The sequence below is a fragment of the Duganella fentianensis genome (assembly GCF_964031615.1).
Lineage (GTDB): Bacteria > Pseudomonadota > Gammaproteobacteria > Burkholderiales > Burkholderiaceae_D > Rugamonas > Rugamonas fentianensis_A.
On sequence record NZ_CAXIQN010000013.1, the window covers coordinates 309,480 to 325,752 of the forward strand.

Below are 16,273 nucleotides of genomic sequence, written 5' to 3' on the forward strand. Positions count from 1 at the left end.
GCAGTTCCAGACTCAGGTGAGGCGGTTCTTGGCCAGCGGCGGGTTCTTGGCGAAATAGCGCCGTATGCCTTTGACGATGGCTTCAGCCAGCTGGTTCTGGTAGCCCTCGTCGAGCAGTTTGGCTTCTTCTTCCGGATTGGAGATGAAGGCCGTTTCGATCAGGATGGAAGGAATATCCGGCGCCTTCAGCACGGCAAAGCCGGCCTGCTCCACCGAGCCTTTGTGCAGGCGGTTGATGCCGCCGATTTCGCCCAGCACGGATTTGCCCAGCTTGAGCGAGTCGTTGATCTGCGCCGTGGTGGATAGATCGATCAGCACACTGGCTAGCTGGCGGTCGTGGCTGCGCACATTCACGCCGCCGATGGTGTCGGCCAGATTTTCCTTATCGGCCAGCCAGCGCGCCGCTGTCGAGCTGGCGCCTTTTTCGGACAGGACGAATACCGAGGAACCCCTTGCGGTGGGCTGCACGAAGGCGTCGGCGTGGATGGAGACGAACAGGTCGGCCTGCACCTTGCGGGCTTTTTCCACCCGTGTGCCGAGCGGGACGAAGTAATCGCCGTCGCGCGTCAGCATCACCCGCATATTCGGAATTTCTTCGATACGGGTCTTGAGGCGCTTGGCAATCGCCAGCACGATATCTTTTTCGCGGCTGCCATTCCGGCCCGAAGCACCGGGGTCTTCGCCGCCGTGGCCGGGGTCGAGTACCACTGTCAGCATGCGTACCAGCTTGCCGTTACGGTCGTATTTTTCCGCCGGTTTGGATAGGGCTTCGGCCGCCTTGCCGTCATGTTCGGCATGCATAGTGTCGGCTGGTGCCGCCGGTGTGGCCGGGGTTTCCACGGCCGCCACGCGGTTGCCGCTGCCCGCCGTGCTATCTATCTTGCTGTCGTTCTTGCTATCGGTCTTGCCGCCTTTGCCATCGCCCGACCAGTCGCCTTTTTCTATCATGGCAGCGATAGGGTCGGCTTCCTTGACGGGATACAGGTCGAAAATCAGGCGATGCTTGTAATTGCCGGCCGGTGCCAGCGTGAACACCTGCGGCCTCACTTCCTCTTTCAGATCGAACACCAGCCGCACCACGTTAGGCCGGTTCTGGCCCACCCGCACCTGCTTGATATACGGATCGTTGGACTGGATTTTGGCCACCAGACTTTTCAGGGTGGGATTCAGTTCCAGCCCCTCGATATCCACCACCAGCCGCTCCGGATCTTTTACGGTGAAGTGGGTGGCTTTGAGTACGGCATCGTTTTCCAGCGTGACGCGGGTGTAGTCTTCGGCCGGCCAGACGCGCACGGCGAGGATCTGCGCGGCCATGGCGCGGGTTGGCGCCAGTACCGACAGCAGCAGGGCGCCACCAGCTTTGAGTACGGTGCGGCGCGTGCGCGCGTCCGCCGGGGTAGAGCTAGCGTCGCTCACAGATTGGGGGCGAATTTCAGGCGTTGCAGACATGAGTGACCGGCAGGGGTGGATGCCCGCAATTCTACCTCACGGCCGACGCCCGCCACGCTCAGATTGACATCCAGATCGGCCGGCGGCAGCACGCCATCGGCTTTTTCCGGCCATTCGACGATGCAGATATTGCTGCCGTTGAAATCCTCGCGGAAGCCCGCATCGAGGAACTCTTCCGGACTGCCCATGCGGTACAGATCGTAATGGATCACGCTGACGGACTGGCCGCCCAGCGTAATCGCGTACGGCTCGGACAGGGTGTAGGTGGGGCTTTTCACGGTGCCCACATGGCCGGCCGCGTGCAGCAGGGCGCGCGTGAGCGCGGTTTTGCCAGCGCCCAGATCACCGTGCAGATAGATGACCAGACCGGGCGCCATAGCGTGCGCCAGCGCTGCACCGAGGGCGGCAGTGGCGGCTTCGTCGTGGAGATGGGCTTGAAAGTGCGGCATCAATTAAAATGTGAGATTGGTTGGGACACCAGCCATTGTAACCGCCTGCGACCATTCTTACACCGTTACCCAGCCCATGCCCCATTCCCTGTCCGAAACCGAGTTAGCCGAACTGGCCGCCAGCATCAAGCTGTGGGGCAGGGAACTGGGTTTTGCCGAAGTCCGCATTACCGATATCGACCTCAGCCATGCGGAAGCGGGCCTGCAGGCGTGGCTGGATGCGGGCTTTCATGGCGAAATGGACTACATGGCGGCGCATGGCATGAAGCGCGCCCGTCCGGCCGAACTGGTGCCCGGCACGGTGCGCGTGATCAGTGCACGCATGGATTATCTGCCCACCGATACGCCAGCCGACTGGCGCGAACGGGAAGCGCAGCGGCTGGCCGATCCGCAGGCCGCCGTGATCTCGGTGTATGCGCGCGGACGCGATTACCACAAGGTGCTGCGCGCCCGTTTGCAGCAACTGGCCGATAAGGTGAAAGCGCAGATCGGCGAATTTGGCTACCGCGTGTTCACCGATTCGGCGCCCGTGATGGAGCTGCCGCTGGCCGAAAAAGCAGGGCTGGGCTGGCGCGGCAAGCATACGCTGCTGCTTTCGCGCACTGCCGGTTCCACCTTCTTCATGGGCGAGTTTCTGGTCGATCTGGCGCTGCCGGTGGATGCGCCCACGGGTGCCCACTGCGGCCAGTGCAAGGCCTGTATCGATGTCTGTCCCACCGGCGCGATTCTGGCACCGGGCAAACTCGATGCGCGGCGCTGCATTTCCTACCTGACCATCGAACTGAAAAGCGCCATACCGGCCGAACTGCGTCCTTTGATCGGCAACCATATCTATGGCTGCGACGATTGCCAGACGGCCTGCCCGTGGAACAAGTTCGCGCAGAAAGCCGTGCTGCCTGATTTCGACGAGCGCCATGGTCTGGGCAGCGCCAGTCTGCTGGAACTGTTAGCGTGGACGGAAGAAGAATTCAACCGCAAGATGGAAGGCAGCCCGATACGCCGCATCGGCCATGAGCGCTGGCTGCGCAATATCGCCGTCGCGCTGGGTAATGCTGCCAGTAGCGGCGCCAAGGGCGATACTGCCATCGTCGCTGCGCTGACGGCGCGCTGCGAGGGCGCCACCCCGCTGCTGCGCGAGCATCTGGAGTGGGCGCTGGCCTGCCACCGCTGAACTGCGCTACACTGGTGTGATCACTTTCTAAAGGATGATCATGCACAGTCCCCGCCACACCATCGTGATGCTTGCCACGGCCGCTGCCGCCACGGTTTTCAGCCCTGCCTTCAGTCTGGCGGCGCAGAAAGTCAGCTTTGACCAGTGGGCGGAAAATCTGGCCAATACCAAGGTGCGTAACGATCCCGAACAGGCCACTGCCAAGCAGTATTTCAGCGGCAAGGAGCAGGATGGTCTGGACCGCAAGCTGACGCCGAATTCCATCGTGCAGCGCGCACGCGATGTGGCGGCTGCCAAGAAGGCGCTGGCGCAACTGGACAAGATGAATTTGCAAAGCCTGAGCGTGCAGCAGCGCGCCAGTGCTGCCACCATACGCTGGAATCTGCAGAACCAGATCGATAGCTATCCCTACGCCGACTATAACTTCGTGTTCAACCAGTTCGGCGGCCTGCATGTGCAGCTGGTGAACTTCCTCAGCCAGACCCACCCGATCCGCAACCAGCGCGATGTGGAGAACTATCTGGCACGGCTGCAGGCCGTGGCGGGCAAGATCGATACGGGCATCCTGCAGGCGCGCGGGCTCGGTGCGCGCGGCATTCTGATGCCCACCTTCCTGACCCAGTCTGCCATCGGCCAGCTCGATCGCTTCCTTGACGGTGGTGCCGAGGCCAATGTGCTGGTGGTGTCGCTCAAGCAGCGCATGGCAAATGTGAAGGAGCTGACGCCGGAAGCGCAGCAGCAGTTTGCCGCTAGCGCGGAAAGCATCGTGCGCCAGTCCGTCATGCCATCCTACCAGCGCGTGCGTACGCTGCTGCAGGAGCAGCTGCCGCAGACGAATAACGATGCAGGGCTGTGGCGTTTGCCAAATGGCGACAAGGCCTATGCCCTGCTGCTCAAGCAGATGACCTCGACCAATTACACGCCGGAACAGGTGCACCAGATCGGCCTGCGCGAAGTGGCGCGCATCGAAAAAGAGATGGATGGCCTGCTGCTCACTCTGGGTTACACGGAAGGTAGTATCAAGGAGCGCATGGCCAAGCTGGAGAAGGACGTGCAACCCAAGGAGGCCGATCCCCGTCCGGCCATACTGGCACGCTACGAGGAAGTGTTGCGCGATGCCGAGCAGCGTTCGCGCGATCTGTTCGACATCACGCCGAAAGCGCCGGTGGTGGTGAAACGCGAACCGCCATTTACGGAAAAGACGGCCGCGGCGCACTACACAGGGCCAGCCAATGATGGTACGCGCCCCGGCATCTTCTGGGCACCTATGCCCGGCCCCATATTCCGCATCGTTGGCCTGCGTACCCTGACTTACCACGAGGGTGTGCCGGGCCACCACTTCCAGATCGCGCTACAGCAGGAAAATAGCCAGCAGCCGCGCTACCGGCGCGACCGCGTGTTCCCTGTGGGTTCGGCTTATGGCGAAGGCTGGGCACTGTATGCGGAACAGCTAGCGGTAGAAAATCACTGGTATGACGGCGATGTGGTGGGCCACTTAGGCCAGCTCGATGCAGAGCTGTTCCGTGCCCGCCGCCTCGTGGTGGATACGGGGCTGCATGCGATGAAATGGACCCGCCAGCAAGGTATCGATTACGGCATACCGGCAGTGGAAGTGGAGCGCTACGTGGCCATGCCGGGGCAGGCCTGTGCCTACAAGATCGGTATGTTACGCATACTGGAGCTGCGCGCCCGCGCCCAGCAGGCGCTGGGCGAACGCTTCTCCCTGAAAGCCTTCCACAACACCGTACTGGAAACAGGCAATGTGCCGCTGGCCGTGCTCGAACAGGTCGTGGACGAGTGGATCGCGGCGCAGAAGAAGAGCTAGCGCTATTTCAGCAGGCCGGCCAGTTCGACCGCTGTTTTCACCTGCATCTTGTCGAAGATATGCGCGCGGTGCACTTCCACCGTGCGCATACTGATACCCAGTTCATCGGCCACCACCTTGTTCATTTTCCCGGCCAGTATCAGATCCAGCACTTCCCGTTCGCGCGCCGACAGGGTGGCGAGGCGGGCGTGTACCTGCGCCATTTCGCCGGCCTTGCGCGAACCGGCCAGACCTTCCTGCACGCGGTCCATCAGCTGGTTGTCGTTGAACGGTTTTTCGAAGAAATCGAAGGCGCCCCTTTTCAGCGCATCGACCGCCATGGGCACATCGCCGTGGCCGGTGAGGAAAATCACCGGCATGCGCTGGGTCAGCCCGCGCGTGGATAGCTGGTCGAACGCGGCGATGCCGTTCATGTCGGGCATACGCACATCGAGTAGCACGCAATCGCCTTCCGGATCGAACTGGCCGCTATCGGCATGGCGCAGCAGCTGCAGTGCCGAAGCATAGCTGCGCGCACTGATGCCGCGCGAGGTGGCCAGCCAGGTCAGTGCATCACGCACCACTTCTTCATCATCAACGATATGCAGCATGCTTTAAGTCTCCGTTTTCGTACTGTCCGTGTAGGCTGGCAGCACGAAGGTAAATATGGTGCCACCCTGCGGGTTGGCGCTATGTGTCAGTGTGCCGCCATGGAATTCTATCGCGGTTCGGCAGATGTTGAGTCCCATGCCCATGCCTTCGGCCTTGGTCGAGAAGAACGGCGAGAACAGGCGCTGTGCCACGTCTTCCGGTATGCCGTGGCCCTGATCGATCACGTCCACACTGACCTGCGCCGTTTCGGGTAGGTAGCTGGCCTGTACTTTCAGCAGACGGCGCTGGGGCGGGATGTGCTGCATGGCTTCGATGCCGTTGCGGGTCAGATTCAGCAGCACCTGTTCTATCATCACGCGGTCGGCCAGAACAGGCGGCAGGTCGGCGGGGATGCTGGTCTTGAACGACACGAAGGCCTGACGCGCCTGTAGCTCGATCAGTGTGCGTATGCCTTCCAGTAGCGGCGCAATGGCAACCTGCTGGCGCTGCGGCTCGCTCTTTTTAACGAATTCATGCACGCTGCGAATGATCTGGCCGGCCCGCTGTGCCTGCGTGCTGGCCTGCTCCAGTGCAGGAATCAGCGCACTGGCTGCCACCGTGGTCTGCTCGCTGTCGGCACGCCGTAGCATATTCAGTGCACCCGTGGTGTAGCTGGAAATGGCTGCCAGCGGCTGGTTCAGTTCATGCGCCAGCATGGAGGCCATTTCACCCATGGTGGCGAGGCGGGCGCTGGCCTGCAGCTTTTCCTGCTGCTGGCGATTCAGGTCTTCCACCCGCTTGAGGTCGGAGATGTCGAGGATGGAGCCCATCCATCCGGTCTGTTTGCCGTTGTTATCGACCAGTGGCGCTTCGAAAATCAGCACGGGTACGCGTTCACCATCGGGGCGCTGGAAATAGGTTTCGAACTGGGGCGTGACTTTACCGGCCAGCACCGAGGCAAAGCGGGTCTGGTATTCGGTCATGGCTTCCGGCGCCCAGTAAGGCATAGGGGGTAGCTTACCGATGATGTCTTCGGCCGGATAGCCGACGATCTGGCAGAAGGCCGGATTGACGTAGGTGATGCGGCCTTCCAGATCGCGCGCACGCAAGCCCGTCACCAGCGAGTTTTCCATCGCCGTGCGGAACGACATCTGCTGGCGCAGCGCGCCTTCTGCGGCCAGCCGGCGCGAGATGTGGCCCCACAGTGCCAGCAAGCTCCATAGCAGCCCCAGTGACAGCACGATGACGGAACCGACCAGCAGGTTCGGTAGTAGCTTGGGTTCGCTCTTGACGCTGTCTGTCACCAGCGTGATGTTGGCACCGGGCAGATCGAGCGCGCGCTTATGGGTATAGACGCCGTGGCCGGGGCCTGCGGCGGCGCGGCGCGCCAGCACGCGGTCGTCGCGGTCGATCAGCGATACCTGATTGTCCTGCGCGAACCACCACGGCACCATTTCTTCCAGCAGCACGCTGGTCTGGTAGGTGGCTACCAGATCGCCCAGATATTCGTCGCCGCGGAACAGTGGAACGTGATAGTCCATCAGCACGGCGGACGGTGCCGCATTCGGATTGCCGCTCTGGATTTCGGGCTGGGTGTACATCGGCTTGCGCGTCTTGCGCACCAGTTCCATGGTGGCTTCGGACGCTTGCGTGAGCCGCACCGGCAGGGGGATGGCGTCGCTACTGGCGTGCAGGCTGCCATCGGGGCGTAGCCATACCACGCGGAGGAATTCGTGGCCGTTTTTCAGCAAGCGGGTCAGACGTGCTTTGAGCTGATCTTCGTTCAGATGCACCGCGCTGATTTCGTTGGCCAGTGCGCGCAGCGATTCTTCATCGCGCCCCAGCTGGAAACGTATGGTCTGTTCCACCCACAGGGTATCGGCGATCAGCTGTTCCTGCCGTTCCGTGCTTTCCATCTGGCGCGCCTGCCATGGCAACCAGATTAATATTGCCAGAAAAAACAGTACCAGCACGATGGGCAGCAGCCAGCGCAGCGCACTGCTGGACAGGGCGCGCCGCAGGCCGCGCCGCTGCGCGCTGGAGGAACTGGAGGTATCGGTCATGGGCGTTCAGGGTATCGCCTTGCACGCTGCTCGCCATTGTGGTTTTCCACAGTTGCAGGGCTTGTCATGGTTGGTGAGAATCGATCACACTACAACAATACCGTATTTTCCTTCCTTCTGGAGACTCCATGAAACTCAACGCCATGCTTCTGGCTCTGGGCGCCGCCCTGAGCATCAACGCCTACGCGCAAGCGCCTATCGTGATCAAGTTCAGCCACGTGGTGGCGACTGATACGCCGAAAGGCCAGGCTGCAGAACGCTTCAAGCAACTGGCCGAAAAAGCCACCAATGGCCGCGTCAAGGTCGAGGTGTATCCGAATAGCCAGCTGTATAAAGACAAGGAAGAACTGGAAGCGCTGCAACTGGGCGCGGTGCAGATGCTGGCACCGTCGCTGGCTAAATTCGGCCCGCTGGGCGTGAAGGAATTCGAAGCGTTCGATCTGCCGTATATCTTCCCGTCGAAGACGGCGCTGTATAACGTGACGGAAGGCGAAATCGGTAAAGGCCTGCTGAAGAAACTCGAACCTAAGGGGATTACCGGTCTGGCGTTCTGGGATAACGGCTTCAAGGTGATGTCGGCGAATAAGCCGCTGCATTCGGTGGCCGATTTCAAGGGGCAGAAGATGCGTATCCAGTCGTCCAAAGTGCTGGACGCGCAGATGCGTGCACTGGGCGCCAATCCGCAGGTGCTGGCTTTCTCCGAAGTCTATCAGGCGCTGCAGACGGGCGTGGTGGACGGTACCGAGAACCCGCCATCGAATATGTACACCCAGAAGATGCATGAAGTGCAGAAGCACGTCACCGTGTCCAATCACGGCTATCTGGGCTATGCCGTAATCGTCAACAAGAAGTTCTGGGATGGTCTGCCAGCCGATATCCGCGCCGCACTGGATAAGGCCATGAAGGATGCCACCACCTTCGAGAAAGCCATCGCCCAGCGTGACAACGATATGGCACTGGACGCCATCAAGAAAGCCGGCAAGACCGAAGTCTATACGCCTAGCGTGAAAGAACAGGCTGAATGGCGTAAGGCGCTGCTGCCGGTGCAGAAGGACATGGAAGGCCGTATCGGTAAAGACCTGATTTCGGCAATTAACAAGGAAGCTGCCAAGTAAGTTGGCAAGTAATTTGGCAAGTAAGTTGGCAAGTAAGTTGGCAAATAAGCTGGCATAGCATCTTGCGGGGCTGAGCAGTTTAGTCAGCCCAATAAAAAACCCCGTGTGGCCTGACAGCCACACGGGGTTTTGTTTTAGGCGGTCCTGCTTACATCAGGCCCATGGCTTTCGGCAGCCATAGCGACAGTCCCGGCCAGTAGGTCACGATGACGAGGAACACCAGCATGGTGAGCAGCCACGGCATCACTGCCACGGTCAGCTCCGAGATGCTCATCTTGGAAATGCCGCTGGCCACGTACAGGTTCAGACCGACGGGGGGGTGGCACAGGCCGACTTCCATATTGGCGTCGATCATGATGCCGAAGTGCACAGCGTCGATGCCCAGACGGATCGCAGCAGGGTGCAGGATCGGTGCCATCACCAGAATGATGGACGACGGTTCCATCACGTTACCGGCCAGCAGCAGCAGGATGTTGGTGAAGAACAGGAAGCCGGCCTGACCCAGATCCTTGGCCAGAATCCAGTCTGCCATCGCCTGTGGAATATTCTCGTGTGCCATCAGGAACGAGAACAGCACGGCGTTGGTGATGATGTACAGTAGCATGGCGCTCAGGCTGGCCGATTTCTTCAGCACTTCCGGCGTCTTCTTCAGCGGCATGTCCTTGTAGACAAACACGGAAATGATGAAGGCATACACGGCGCTCATGGCGGCCGCTTCGGTCGGAGTGAAAATGCCTTTGGTGATACCGCCGATGATGATTACCACCAGCATCAGGCCCCACACGCTTTCCTTGAAGGCTTTCAGACGGTCGCCCCAGCTGGCTTTGCGCATGCGCGGATAGCCGTTTTTCTTGGCCAGTACCCAGGTGGTGGTGCACAGCATTACCGTCAGCAGGATGCCGGGGAACAAGCCGGCCAGGAACAGCGCGCCGATCGAGGTGTTGGTGGAAATCGCGTAGATCACTTTCGGGATCGACGGCAGCATCAGTATCCCCAGCGAACCGGCGGTGATGATGACGCCCGCGCCAAAGCGTTTCGGATAGCCCTGTTTCACCATGGCCGGCAGGATGATGGAGCCGATCGCCACCACGGTGGCGACGGAAGAGCCGCACACCAGCGCAAACATGGCGCAGGCAATAATCCCGGCCAGCGCCAGACCGCCGTGCCAGTGGCCGATCAGACTGGTGGCAAACTTGATCATGCGTTTGGCCACGCCGCCGTGGGTGAGGAAGTTACCGGCCAGAATAAACAGCGGGATGGCCATGATTTCGAACTTCTCGATGCCGCTGAACAGTTTCAGCGCGACGGCTTCCACCGGCACGTGGGTCAGCAGATACATAAACATCAGCACCGTGAGGCCGAGTGCGATCGAGACAGGAATGCCGGTCAGCATCAGCGCCAGCAGCAGTGCAAACACGATACCGACCTTGCCGCCGATGAAGCACAGGGCCAGCAGAATGGCGCCTATGCCCAGCAGCCATGCGCCAGCGCGCTGTTTGCTCATCTGGGCGACCGCGGTGAGTGCGTTAGCGTGGCTCATTGGGCACCTCCTTGGGCGGGTTTGGCAACGGCGAACATATCATCGTCTTCCTCGTCATCCAGGCCATCGACTTGCGATTCGTCCTGATGCGGCATTTCACCCGTGCGCCAGAAGGCGATGGTGACCTGGATGAAGCGCAGACACATCAGATAGGAGCCCATCGGCACCACCGAGTACACAAACCACGTCGGCCACTCCAGATCGGGCGTGGTGGGGCCTTCCGTAAGTGCACTGACATCAAGACCGAGCTTGTTGTAGAGGGCGTAGTGCATGCCGTTTTCCCACACAAAGGTCAGGCCCAGCGTGCCGATAATGCCGGTGAACAGCATGCCGCAGGCCAAGGCTATATAGGTGGCGCGGTTGCGCCATTCCGACGGCAGGCGGCTGACCAGTACGTCGACGCCCACGTGGACACCCATCCGTACCCCATAAGCGGCACCGAATTTGGCCATCCACACGAACATGATGATGGCCAGTTCCTGCGCCCATTCGAAGTGCAGGCTTAACAGGTAGTCCTGTACGCCCGGTATCGCCAGGCCGGTGCCATAGCGGTGTGCAACGGAAAGGAAAATAATGAGGGTAGCCCCACCCATGAGGAAGGTGATCATCCACTCCTCGAGGTGATCGAGTAGTTTGTTTAGCATGATATGTCTCGACTTTTATATTGATACCGGGAAATCCGGCGCTCTTGTAGGCTAAAAATATAAGGATGCGGGCACACAGGCAATGAGGGGAATTACTAGGTCGGCAGAGTAAAAATCTGCTTACCACAACTTTTACGATTTGCGTAAAAATTGGTTCAGATTTGAAATAACCCCGTTCTCGCGCCCAGAAAATAGTTGGTCAAAAACGAAAGCGGTAAGTTATGATGGCGTCGCTCTCAGGGAATAACGCATAAACATATTTGTCCCTGTAGCAAGAGCCCAGAATTGTAGGTGGGGAGTGTGTAGAGAAACGGCAATCAATGCCGGCGATTGAAACGAGGAGACACACGTTTTACAGAATGTCGTTGTGATAGACGCTGCAGGCCGCCATAAGCGCGCTACGGCATCACGCAAACGACCGGGAACGTGAAGCAGTATTTGAAAACGCACCTGAGGGTGCGTTTTTTTTTGCGCCGTGGCTGGGCGCTGGCGCTTAAAATGCTGTCAGCAAAGCACCCATGCGATTATTTCAATGTGATGAAATCGCAACAAGTTGGTGCATTTTTACAACGTTGCACATCCTTTTTTGGTGCATTTGGTGTGATGAAAATACAACAGGAAGTCAGTTTGTTTCAGGCCATAGTGGACTTGCCACTAGGGAAAGTCGGCGTGCGCACGGAGGCTGGACAGATTGCCGAGCTGTGCTACCTGCCGCCCCATTTTGATGCAAAAGCGCCACAGGACGCCGTGGCGGAAATTGCGGCACATCAATTGCAGCGTTACTGCGAAAATCCCGACTATGTGTTCGACCTGCCGTTGCGCACGGTGGGCACGCCGTTCCAGCAGCGCGTCTGGGCCGCCATCGCGTCGATTCCGCGTGGCAGCATGCGCACTTACGGCGAACTGGCCAGCCATCTGGGTTCCGTCCCCCGCGCCGTAGGGCAGGCCTGCGGCGCCAACTGGTTCCCCGTGGTGATACCGTGCCACCGCGTGACGGCGGCGACGGGGCTGGGCGGGTTTTCCCGCAGCGACGATCCGAACGGCTATCTGCTGGGGATCAAGCGCTGGCTGCTAGCCCATGAAGGATCGAGCGAATACGCATGGCAACAGACCACACTGCTCTGATCGACGAGTTCTGCGACAGCCTGTGGCTGGAGGACGGGCTGTCGAAAAATACGCTGGAAGCTTACCGGCGTGACTTGCGCCTGTTCGCCCACTGGCTTGCCAGCCAGCGCCCGCAGGTGGCCGGACTGGCCGGCGTGGCTAGCCATGATCTGCAGGCGTATATCGCGGCGCGCCATCAGGATAGCGGCAAGGCCACCTCGTCCAACCGCCGCCTGTCGGTGCTGCGTCGCTTCTACCAGTGGCTGCTGCGCCAGCATCGCATCAGCGCCGATCCCACACTGAAACTGGTCTCTGCCAAACAGCCCCAGCGTTTCGTGCATACGCTGAGCGAAGCCCATGTGGAAGCCTTGCTGGCCGCGCCAGATGTGGCCACGCCGCTAGGCTTGCGCGAACGCACCATGCTGGAATTGATGTACGCCTCCGGCTTGCGCGTGTCGGAACTGGTCAGCCTGAAGTTGCTGGATCTGAGCCTGAACGATGGCGTGCTGCGCATCACCGGCAAGGGCGCCAAGACGCGGCTGGTGCCGTTCGGCGCGCAGGCGCGCCTGTGGCTGGAGCGCTATCTGCATGAAGCGCGCGGCCAGATCCTCAACGGCCAGCAGGACGATGCCCTATTCGTCACGGGGCGGGGCGGCGCCATGACGCGCCAGATGTTCTGGATACTGATCAAGAAGCATGCGTTAAAGGCGGGCATTACCGTGCCGCTATCGCCGCACACGTTGCGCCATGCGTTTGCCACCCACCTGCTCAACTATGGCGCCGACTTGCGCGTGGTGCAGTTGCTGCTCGGGCATGCCGACATTTCCACCACCCAGATCTACACCCACGTGGCGCGTGAACGCCTCAAACAATTGCACTCGAAGCACCATCCACGTGGATGAATCAGGTGCTGCGGCACTATCTGGTTCATAATGGGTGACAAACCCACCGGATAGAGAGAGGCTGCCCATGGCAAAAACCAACTTCGCGTACGAAAAGCGCCAGCGTGAGCTGGAGAAAAAGAAAAAGGCGGAGGAAAAAGCCCGGCGCAAAGCCGAGGCCAAGGCCAATCCGGGGCTGGCGGAGCAGGATCAGGACGACAGTGAGGATGGTGATGCTGGGGCGGATGACGCCACCGTCACGGGGGATTAAAAAAGCAAAACCGGGTCTGGCCCGGTTTTGCTTTTCTGATGCGGTCGAGTAGGGATTAGGCGACTTCGGCGATATCGGCCGGTTTGACGGGATGCAGGTGTTCTTCTTCCTCGTCGTGGGCGCGGCCGCGGAAGTAGCGCGCGCAGCGTTTGCCCAGCGTATCGAGGTAGGTGTAGGCCACCGGCACCACCACCAGCGTCAGCAGGGTGGAGGTGATCACCCCGCCGATCACGGCGCGGCCCATCGGCGCCTGGGTTTCACCGCCATCGCCCATGCCGATCGCCATCGGCAGCATGCCGAAGATCATGGCCAGCGTGGTCATCAGGATAGGGCGTAGCCGCACCTGACCAGCGCTCATCAGCGCTTCGATCTGGCCCATGCCTTCGCGCTGGGCGTGGTTGCTGAAGTCCACCAGCAGAATCGCGTTCTTGGTCACCAGACCCATCAGCATGATGAAGCCGATCACCGAGAAGATATTCAGCGTGCTGCCCGTCACCAGCAGCGCCACCAGTACGCCGATCAGCGACAGCGGTAGCGACATCATGATGGCAATCGGCTGCAGGAAGCTGCCGAACTGGGAAGCCAGCACCAGATAGATGAAGATCACGGCGATGCTCAGCGCGATCATGGCCGAAGACATGCTCTCTGCCATATCCTGCGCATTGCCGCCCACGTCGAAACGCACGCCGGCCGGCAGCTCGATTTCCTTCATGGCCTTGCGCACATCGCTATCCACGTCACCAGCCGGACGGCCTTCGACCGAGGCATACACGGCCACCCGACGCTGCAGCGCCTGCCGCTTGAGCACCTGCGGGCTAAACGAGGGTACGAATTCCACCACCTGACGCAGCGGCACCATCAGCGGACGGCCATCCGGCCCCAGCTTGGAGGAGGCCAGCGACAGGTCGGCCAGATCGGCAATCTTCTGCCGGCCTGATTTAGGCAGTTGCACATTGACGTCATAGTTCTGGCCATCGTCGGCCAGGAAGTGGCTGGTGGTATCGCCGGCCACGAATGGCCGCAGCGCCGTGCCGATCTGCTGCACGGTCAGGCCCAGATCGCTGGCCAGTTCGTTGTTGATGCGCACCGTGGTGGACGGATTGGCGCCTTCCTGACTGTATTCGAGGTCGGCCACGCCTTTAATCTTGCGCATTTTGTTCATCAGATTGTGGGCCACCGCATCGAGCTTGCCTTCATCGGTGCCCAGAATGGCGATGAAGATAGGCTTCCAGCCCACCGACATGGTGATGCCGGCAATGCGGTTCAGACGCGCCCGTACCACGCCTTCCAGTTCTTTCTGGCTGCGCCGCTTGAAAGTCTTGCGATCCTGCAGCTTGACGTCCACCTGGGCCGTATTGCGGCCTTCCTGCGTGCCGACCACGGCGATGACCTTGGCCACTTCAGGGAATTCCTTGAGCGCCTGTTCCACCTGCTTGACCTTGCTATCGGTGTATTCGATGCTGGAGCCGACCGGGGTTTTCAGGCGCAGATTGATCCAGCCATTGTCCTGCTCGGGGAACATTTCGCCGCCTATCATAGGCACCAGCATCAGGCTGCCCGCGAACAGGGCGAAGGCGATGGCCAGCGTCAGCTTGCGCCAGCGCAGCGCCAGTGCCAGCACCTTGCCGTACCAGACGTGCAGATGTTCGATCACATGCTCGATGCGGTGCATCAGGTGGCCCAGCCACGGCACATAGCGGAAGCGGTTCTTGACAGGGTCGGGCCAGACCGAGGACAGCATGGGGTCCAGCGTGAAGCTGACGAACAGCGAGACCAGCACGGCCACGGCCACGGTGATGCCGAACTGCAGGAAGAAGCGGCCGATGATGCCCTGCATGAAAGCCACGGGGATGAACACGGCCACAATCGCGAAGGTGGTGGCCATCACGGCCAGCCCGATTTCATTGGTGCCGTCTTCGGCTGCCTTGCGGTGGTTCTTGCCCATGCCGAGATGGCGCACGATGTTTTCGCGCACCACGATGGCATCGTCGATCAGCAGGCCGATGCACAGCGATAGCGCCATTAGCGTGAGGAAGTTGAGCGTAAAGCCGAAGAACTTCATGGCGATGAAACTGGCCATGACGGAAATCGGCAGCGTCAGCCCCGTGATGATGGTGGAGCGCCACGAGTGCAGGAAGAAGAACACGATCACCATGGTCAGCACCGCACCTTCGATGATGGTTTCCTTGACGTTGTCGAGCTGGCTCTGGACTTTCAGCGATTCGTCGTTGAGCACGGTGAGGGTGATGTCGGCGGGCAGGGTCTCCTTGAGTTCTTCCGCGACCTTCTGGATGCGCCGGCCCACTTCCACCACATTGGCGTCCTGCACCTTGGTGATATCGATGGTGACGGCGCGCTGGCCGTTCAGGCGCGAGATCGACAGTTCTTCCTGCGCACCATCCACCACAGTAGCCACCTGATCGAGATAGACGGGGCCATTGGCGCGGCGCGCCACGATGATGCGGTTGAAGTCGCGCGCATCTTTCATCTTGCCTTCGATACGCACCAGCTGTTCGTTGCCGGCAAAGCTGATCGAGCCGGCCGGCAGGTTGGTGTTGGTGGCCTGAATTGCGTTGATCACTTCATCCACACCGATCGCTTGCGCGGTCAGATCCTGCGGCCGCAGACTGATCAGAATTTCCCGTGCCGACATGCCGTTCAGGCGCACCTGACCGGCCCCGGCCACGCCCTGAAAGCGCTTGCCGATCAGCTGGTCGGCCATGGTGGAGAGTTCGCGCAGCGTATGCTTGGTGGCGGTCAGGCCGATCTGGGCGATAGGGCGGCTGTTCTCGCCTTCGAAGCGCACGATGAACGGGTCTTTGGCTTCGCGCGGGAAGCGCGGCCGTACTTGCGCCACCTTGTCGCGCAAGTCCTGCATGGCCTTGTCCATATTGGTGGACAGTTCGAAATCGACGTAGACGCCGGAACGGCCTTCCCATGAGTTGGCACGCAGCGTCTTGATGCCGCTGACGGTGTTGACCACGTTCTCGATCGGGCGGGTAATGTCGTTCTCCACCGCTTCCGGCGAGGCACCCGGATACTTCACTTCGATCATCGCACCCGGTATGTCCACATTCGGCATGGCTTCCAGTCCCAGGCCGCGGTACGAGAACAGGCCCAGCACCATCAGCGCCACCATCACCATGGTGGCGAACACGGGGTTCTGGATACTGGTTTTAGTAATCCACATG

At 60.4% G+C, this 16,273-nt stretch carries 13 protein-coding genes; 6 read left to right on the forward strand and 7 right to left on the reverse strand.

The window, feature by feature from the left end:
• Positions 1 to 12: 12 nt before the first annotated feature.
• Together ABNT42_RS09425 and tsaE are read right to left on the reverse strand one after the other, a co-directional pair.
• Entirely contained in the window at positions 13 to 1,449 is a 1,437-nt protein-coding gene (locus tag ABNT42_RS09425; protein WP_348696414.1) for an N-acetylmuramoyl-L-alanine amidase, read from the reverse strand.
• Positions 1,413 to 1,898 carry a tRNA (adenosine(37)-N6)-threonylcarbamoyltransferase complex ATPase subunit type 1 TsaE gene (tsaE, locus tag ABNT42_RS09430; protein ID WP_348696415.1) on the reverse strand — a complete coding sequence of 162 codons (486 nt, stop codon included), beginning with the start codon at positions 1,896 to 1,898 and terminating at the stop codon, positions 1,413 to 1,415. Before tsaE ends, ABNT42_RS09425 begins: the two co-directional genes overlap by 37 nt.
• Positions 1,899 to 1,974: 76 nt before the next feature.
• Here tsaE and queG point away from each other — a divergent pair, with 76 nt between their 5' ends.
• Both queG and ABNT42_RS09440 read left to right on the forward strand, forming a co-directional pair.
• Complete coding sequence (gene queG / locus ABNT42_RS09435) at positions 1,975 to 3,069, forward strand: tRNA epoxyqueuosine(34) reductase QueG (RefSeq protein ID WP_348696416.1); 1,095 nt, start codon at positions 1,975 to 1,977, stop codon at positions 3,067 to 3,069.
• A gap of 40 nt (positions 3,070 to 3,109) precedes the next feature.
• Positions 3,110 to 4,894: a DUF885 domain-containing protein gene (locus ABNT42_RS09440; RefSeq protein WP_348696417.1), complete on the forward strand. Its 1,785-nt coding sequence runs from the start codon at positions 3,110 to 3,112 to the stop codon at positions 4,892 to 4,894.
• Positions 4,895 to 4,896: 2 nt separating this feature from the next.
• Here the strand turns inward: ABNT42_RS09440 and ABNT42_RS09445 are convergent, their stop codons facing one another.
• Together ABNT42_RS09445 and ABNT42_RS09450 are read right to left on the reverse strand one after the other, a co-directional pair.
• Positions 4,897 to 5,484 (reverse strand): response regulator, encoded by a 588-nt coding sequence (locus ABNT42_RS09445; RefSeq protein WP_348696418.1) that lies wholly within the window; start codon positions 5,482 to 5,484, stop codon positions 4,897 to 4,899.
• A gap of 3 nt (positions 5,485 to 5,487) precedes the next feature.
• Positions 5,488 to 7,527, reverse strand: coding sequence for a PAS domain S-box protein (locus tag ABNT42_RS09450; RefSeq protein ID WP_348696419.1), 2,040 nt, complete (start codon positions 7,525 to 7,527; stop codon positions 5,488 to 5,490).
• A 128-nt stretch (positions 7,528 to 7,655) separates the two neighbouring features.
• On the opposite strand from ABNT42_RS09450, the gene ABNT42_RS09455 reads away from it, so the two are divergent.
• Positions 7,656 to 8,642: a TRAP transporter substrate-binding protein gene (locus ABNT42_RS09455; protein WP_348696420.1), complete on the forward strand. Its 987-nt coding sequence runs from the start codon at positions 7,656 to 7,658 to the stop codon at positions 8,640 to 8,642.
• Positions 8,643 to 8,790: 148 nt separating this feature from the next.
• Here ABNT42_RS09455 and ABNT42_RS09460 read toward each other — a convergent pair whose 3' ends face one another.
• Together ABNT42_RS09460 and ABNT42_RS09465 are read right to left on the reverse strand one after the other, a co-directional pair.
• The gene (locus ABNT42_RS09460; protein ID WP_348696421.1) at positions 8,791 to 10,182 is read right to left on the reverse strand and encodes a TRAP transporter large permease subunit; all 1,392 of its coding nucleotides are present in this window, start codon (positions 10,180 to 10,182) and stop codon (positions 8,791 to 8,793) included.
• Positions 10,179 to 10,826, reverse strand: coding sequence for a TRAP transporter small permease (locus tag ABNT42_RS09465; RefSeq protein WP_348696422.1), 648 nt, complete (start codon positions 10,824 to 10,826; stop codon positions 10,179 to 10,181). The genes ABNT42_RS09460 and ABNT42_RS09465 overlap by 4 nt, the downstream gene beginning before the upstream one ends.
• Positions 10,827 to 11,429: 603 nt before the next feature.
• Between ABNT42_RS09465 and ABNT42_RS09470 the strand changes: the two genes are divergently transcribed.
• The 3 genes from ABNT42_RS09470 (at position 11,430) to ABNT42_RS09480 (ending at position 13,082) form a co-directional block, all read left to right on the forward strand.
• Entirely contained in the window at positions 11,430 to 11,951 is a 522-nt protein-coding gene (locus ABNT42_RS09470; protein ID WP_348696423.1) for a methylated-DNA--[protein]-cysteine S-methyltransferase, read from the forward strand.
• Positions 11,927 to 12,832 (forward strand): site-specific tyrosine recombinase XerD, encoded by a 906-nt coding sequence (gene xerD, locus ABNT42_RS09475; RefSeq protein WP_348696424.1) that lies wholly within the window; start codon positions 11,927 to 11,929, stop codon positions 12,830 to 12,832. Before ABNT42_RS09470 ends, xerD begins: the two co-directional genes overlap by 25 nt.
• Before the next feature lie 67 nt (positions 12,833 to 12,899).
• Positions 12,900 to 13,082, forward strand: coding sequence for a hypothetical protein (locus ABNT42_RS09480; RefSeq protein WP_348696425.1), 183 nt, complete (start codon positions 12,900 to 12,902; stop codon positions 13,080 to 13,082).
• 55 nt (positions 13,083 to 13,137) lie between these two features.
• Here the strand turns inward: ABNT42_RS09480 and ABNT42_RS09485 are convergent, their stop codons facing one another.
• The gene (locus ABNT42_RS09485) at positions 13,138 to 16,272 is read right to left on the reverse strand and encodes an efflux RND transporter permease subunit (protein WP_348696426.1); all 3,135 of its coding nucleotides are present in this window, start codon (positions 16,270 to 16,272) and stop codon (positions 13,138 to 13,140) included.
• Position 16,273: the final 1 nt, after the last annotated feature.

Bases quoted from the DNA above. Each gene is read 5' to 3' on its own strand.
- ABNT42_RS09480 (WP_348696425.1), top strand. From the start codon at position 12,900: ATGGCAAAAACCAACTTCGCGTACGAAAAGCGCCAGCGTGAGCTGGAG.
- ABNT42_RS09485 (WP_348696426.1), bottom strand. From the start codon at position 16,272: ATGTGGATTACTAAAACCAGTATCCAGAACCCCGTGTTCGCCACCATG.
- ABNT42_RS09460 (WP_348696421.1), bottom strand. From the start codon at position 10,182: ATGAGCCACGCTAACGCACTCACCGCGGTCGCCCAGATGAGCAAACAG.
- ABNT42_RS09440 (WP_348696417.1), top strand. From the start codon at position 3,110: ATGCACAGTCCCCGCCACACCATCGTGATGCTTGCCACGGCCGCTGCC.
- ABNT42_RS09445 (WP_348696418.1), bottom strand. From the start codon at position 5,484: ATGCTGCATATCGTTGATGATGAAGAAGTGGTGCGTGATGCACTGACC.
- xerD (WP_348696424.1), top strand. From the start codon at position 11,927: ATGGCAACAGACCACACTGCTCTGATCGACGAGTTCTGCGACAGCCTG.
- ABNT42_RS09470 (WP_348696423.1), top strand. From the start codon at position 11,430: ATGAAAATACAACAGGAAGTCAGTTTGTTTCAGGCCATAGTGGACTTG.
- ABNT42_RS09450 (WP_348696419.1), bottom strand. From the start codon at position 7,527: ATGACCGATACCTCCAGTTCCTCCAGCGCGCAGCGGCGCGGCCTGCGG.
- queG (WP_348696416.1), top strand. From the start codon at position 1,975: ATGCCCCATTCCCTGTCCGAAACCGAGTTAGCCGAACTGGCCGCCAGC.
- ABNT42_RS09425 (WP_348696414.1), bottom strand. From the start codon at position 1,449: ATGTCTGCAACGCCTGAAATTCGCCCCCAATCTGTGAGCGACGCTAGC.
- tsaE (WP_348696415.1), bottom strand. From the start codon at position 1,898: ATGCCGCACTTTCAAGCCCATCTCCACGACGAAGCCGCCACTGCCGCC.
- ABNT42_RS09455 (WP_348696420.1), top strand. From the start codon at position 7,656: ATGAAACTCAACGCCATGCTTCTGGCTCTGGGCGCCGCCCTGAGCATC.
- ABNT42_RS09465 (WP_348696422.1), bottom strand. From the start codon at position 10,826: ATGCTAAACAAACTACTCGATCACCTCGAGGAGTGGATGATCACCTTC.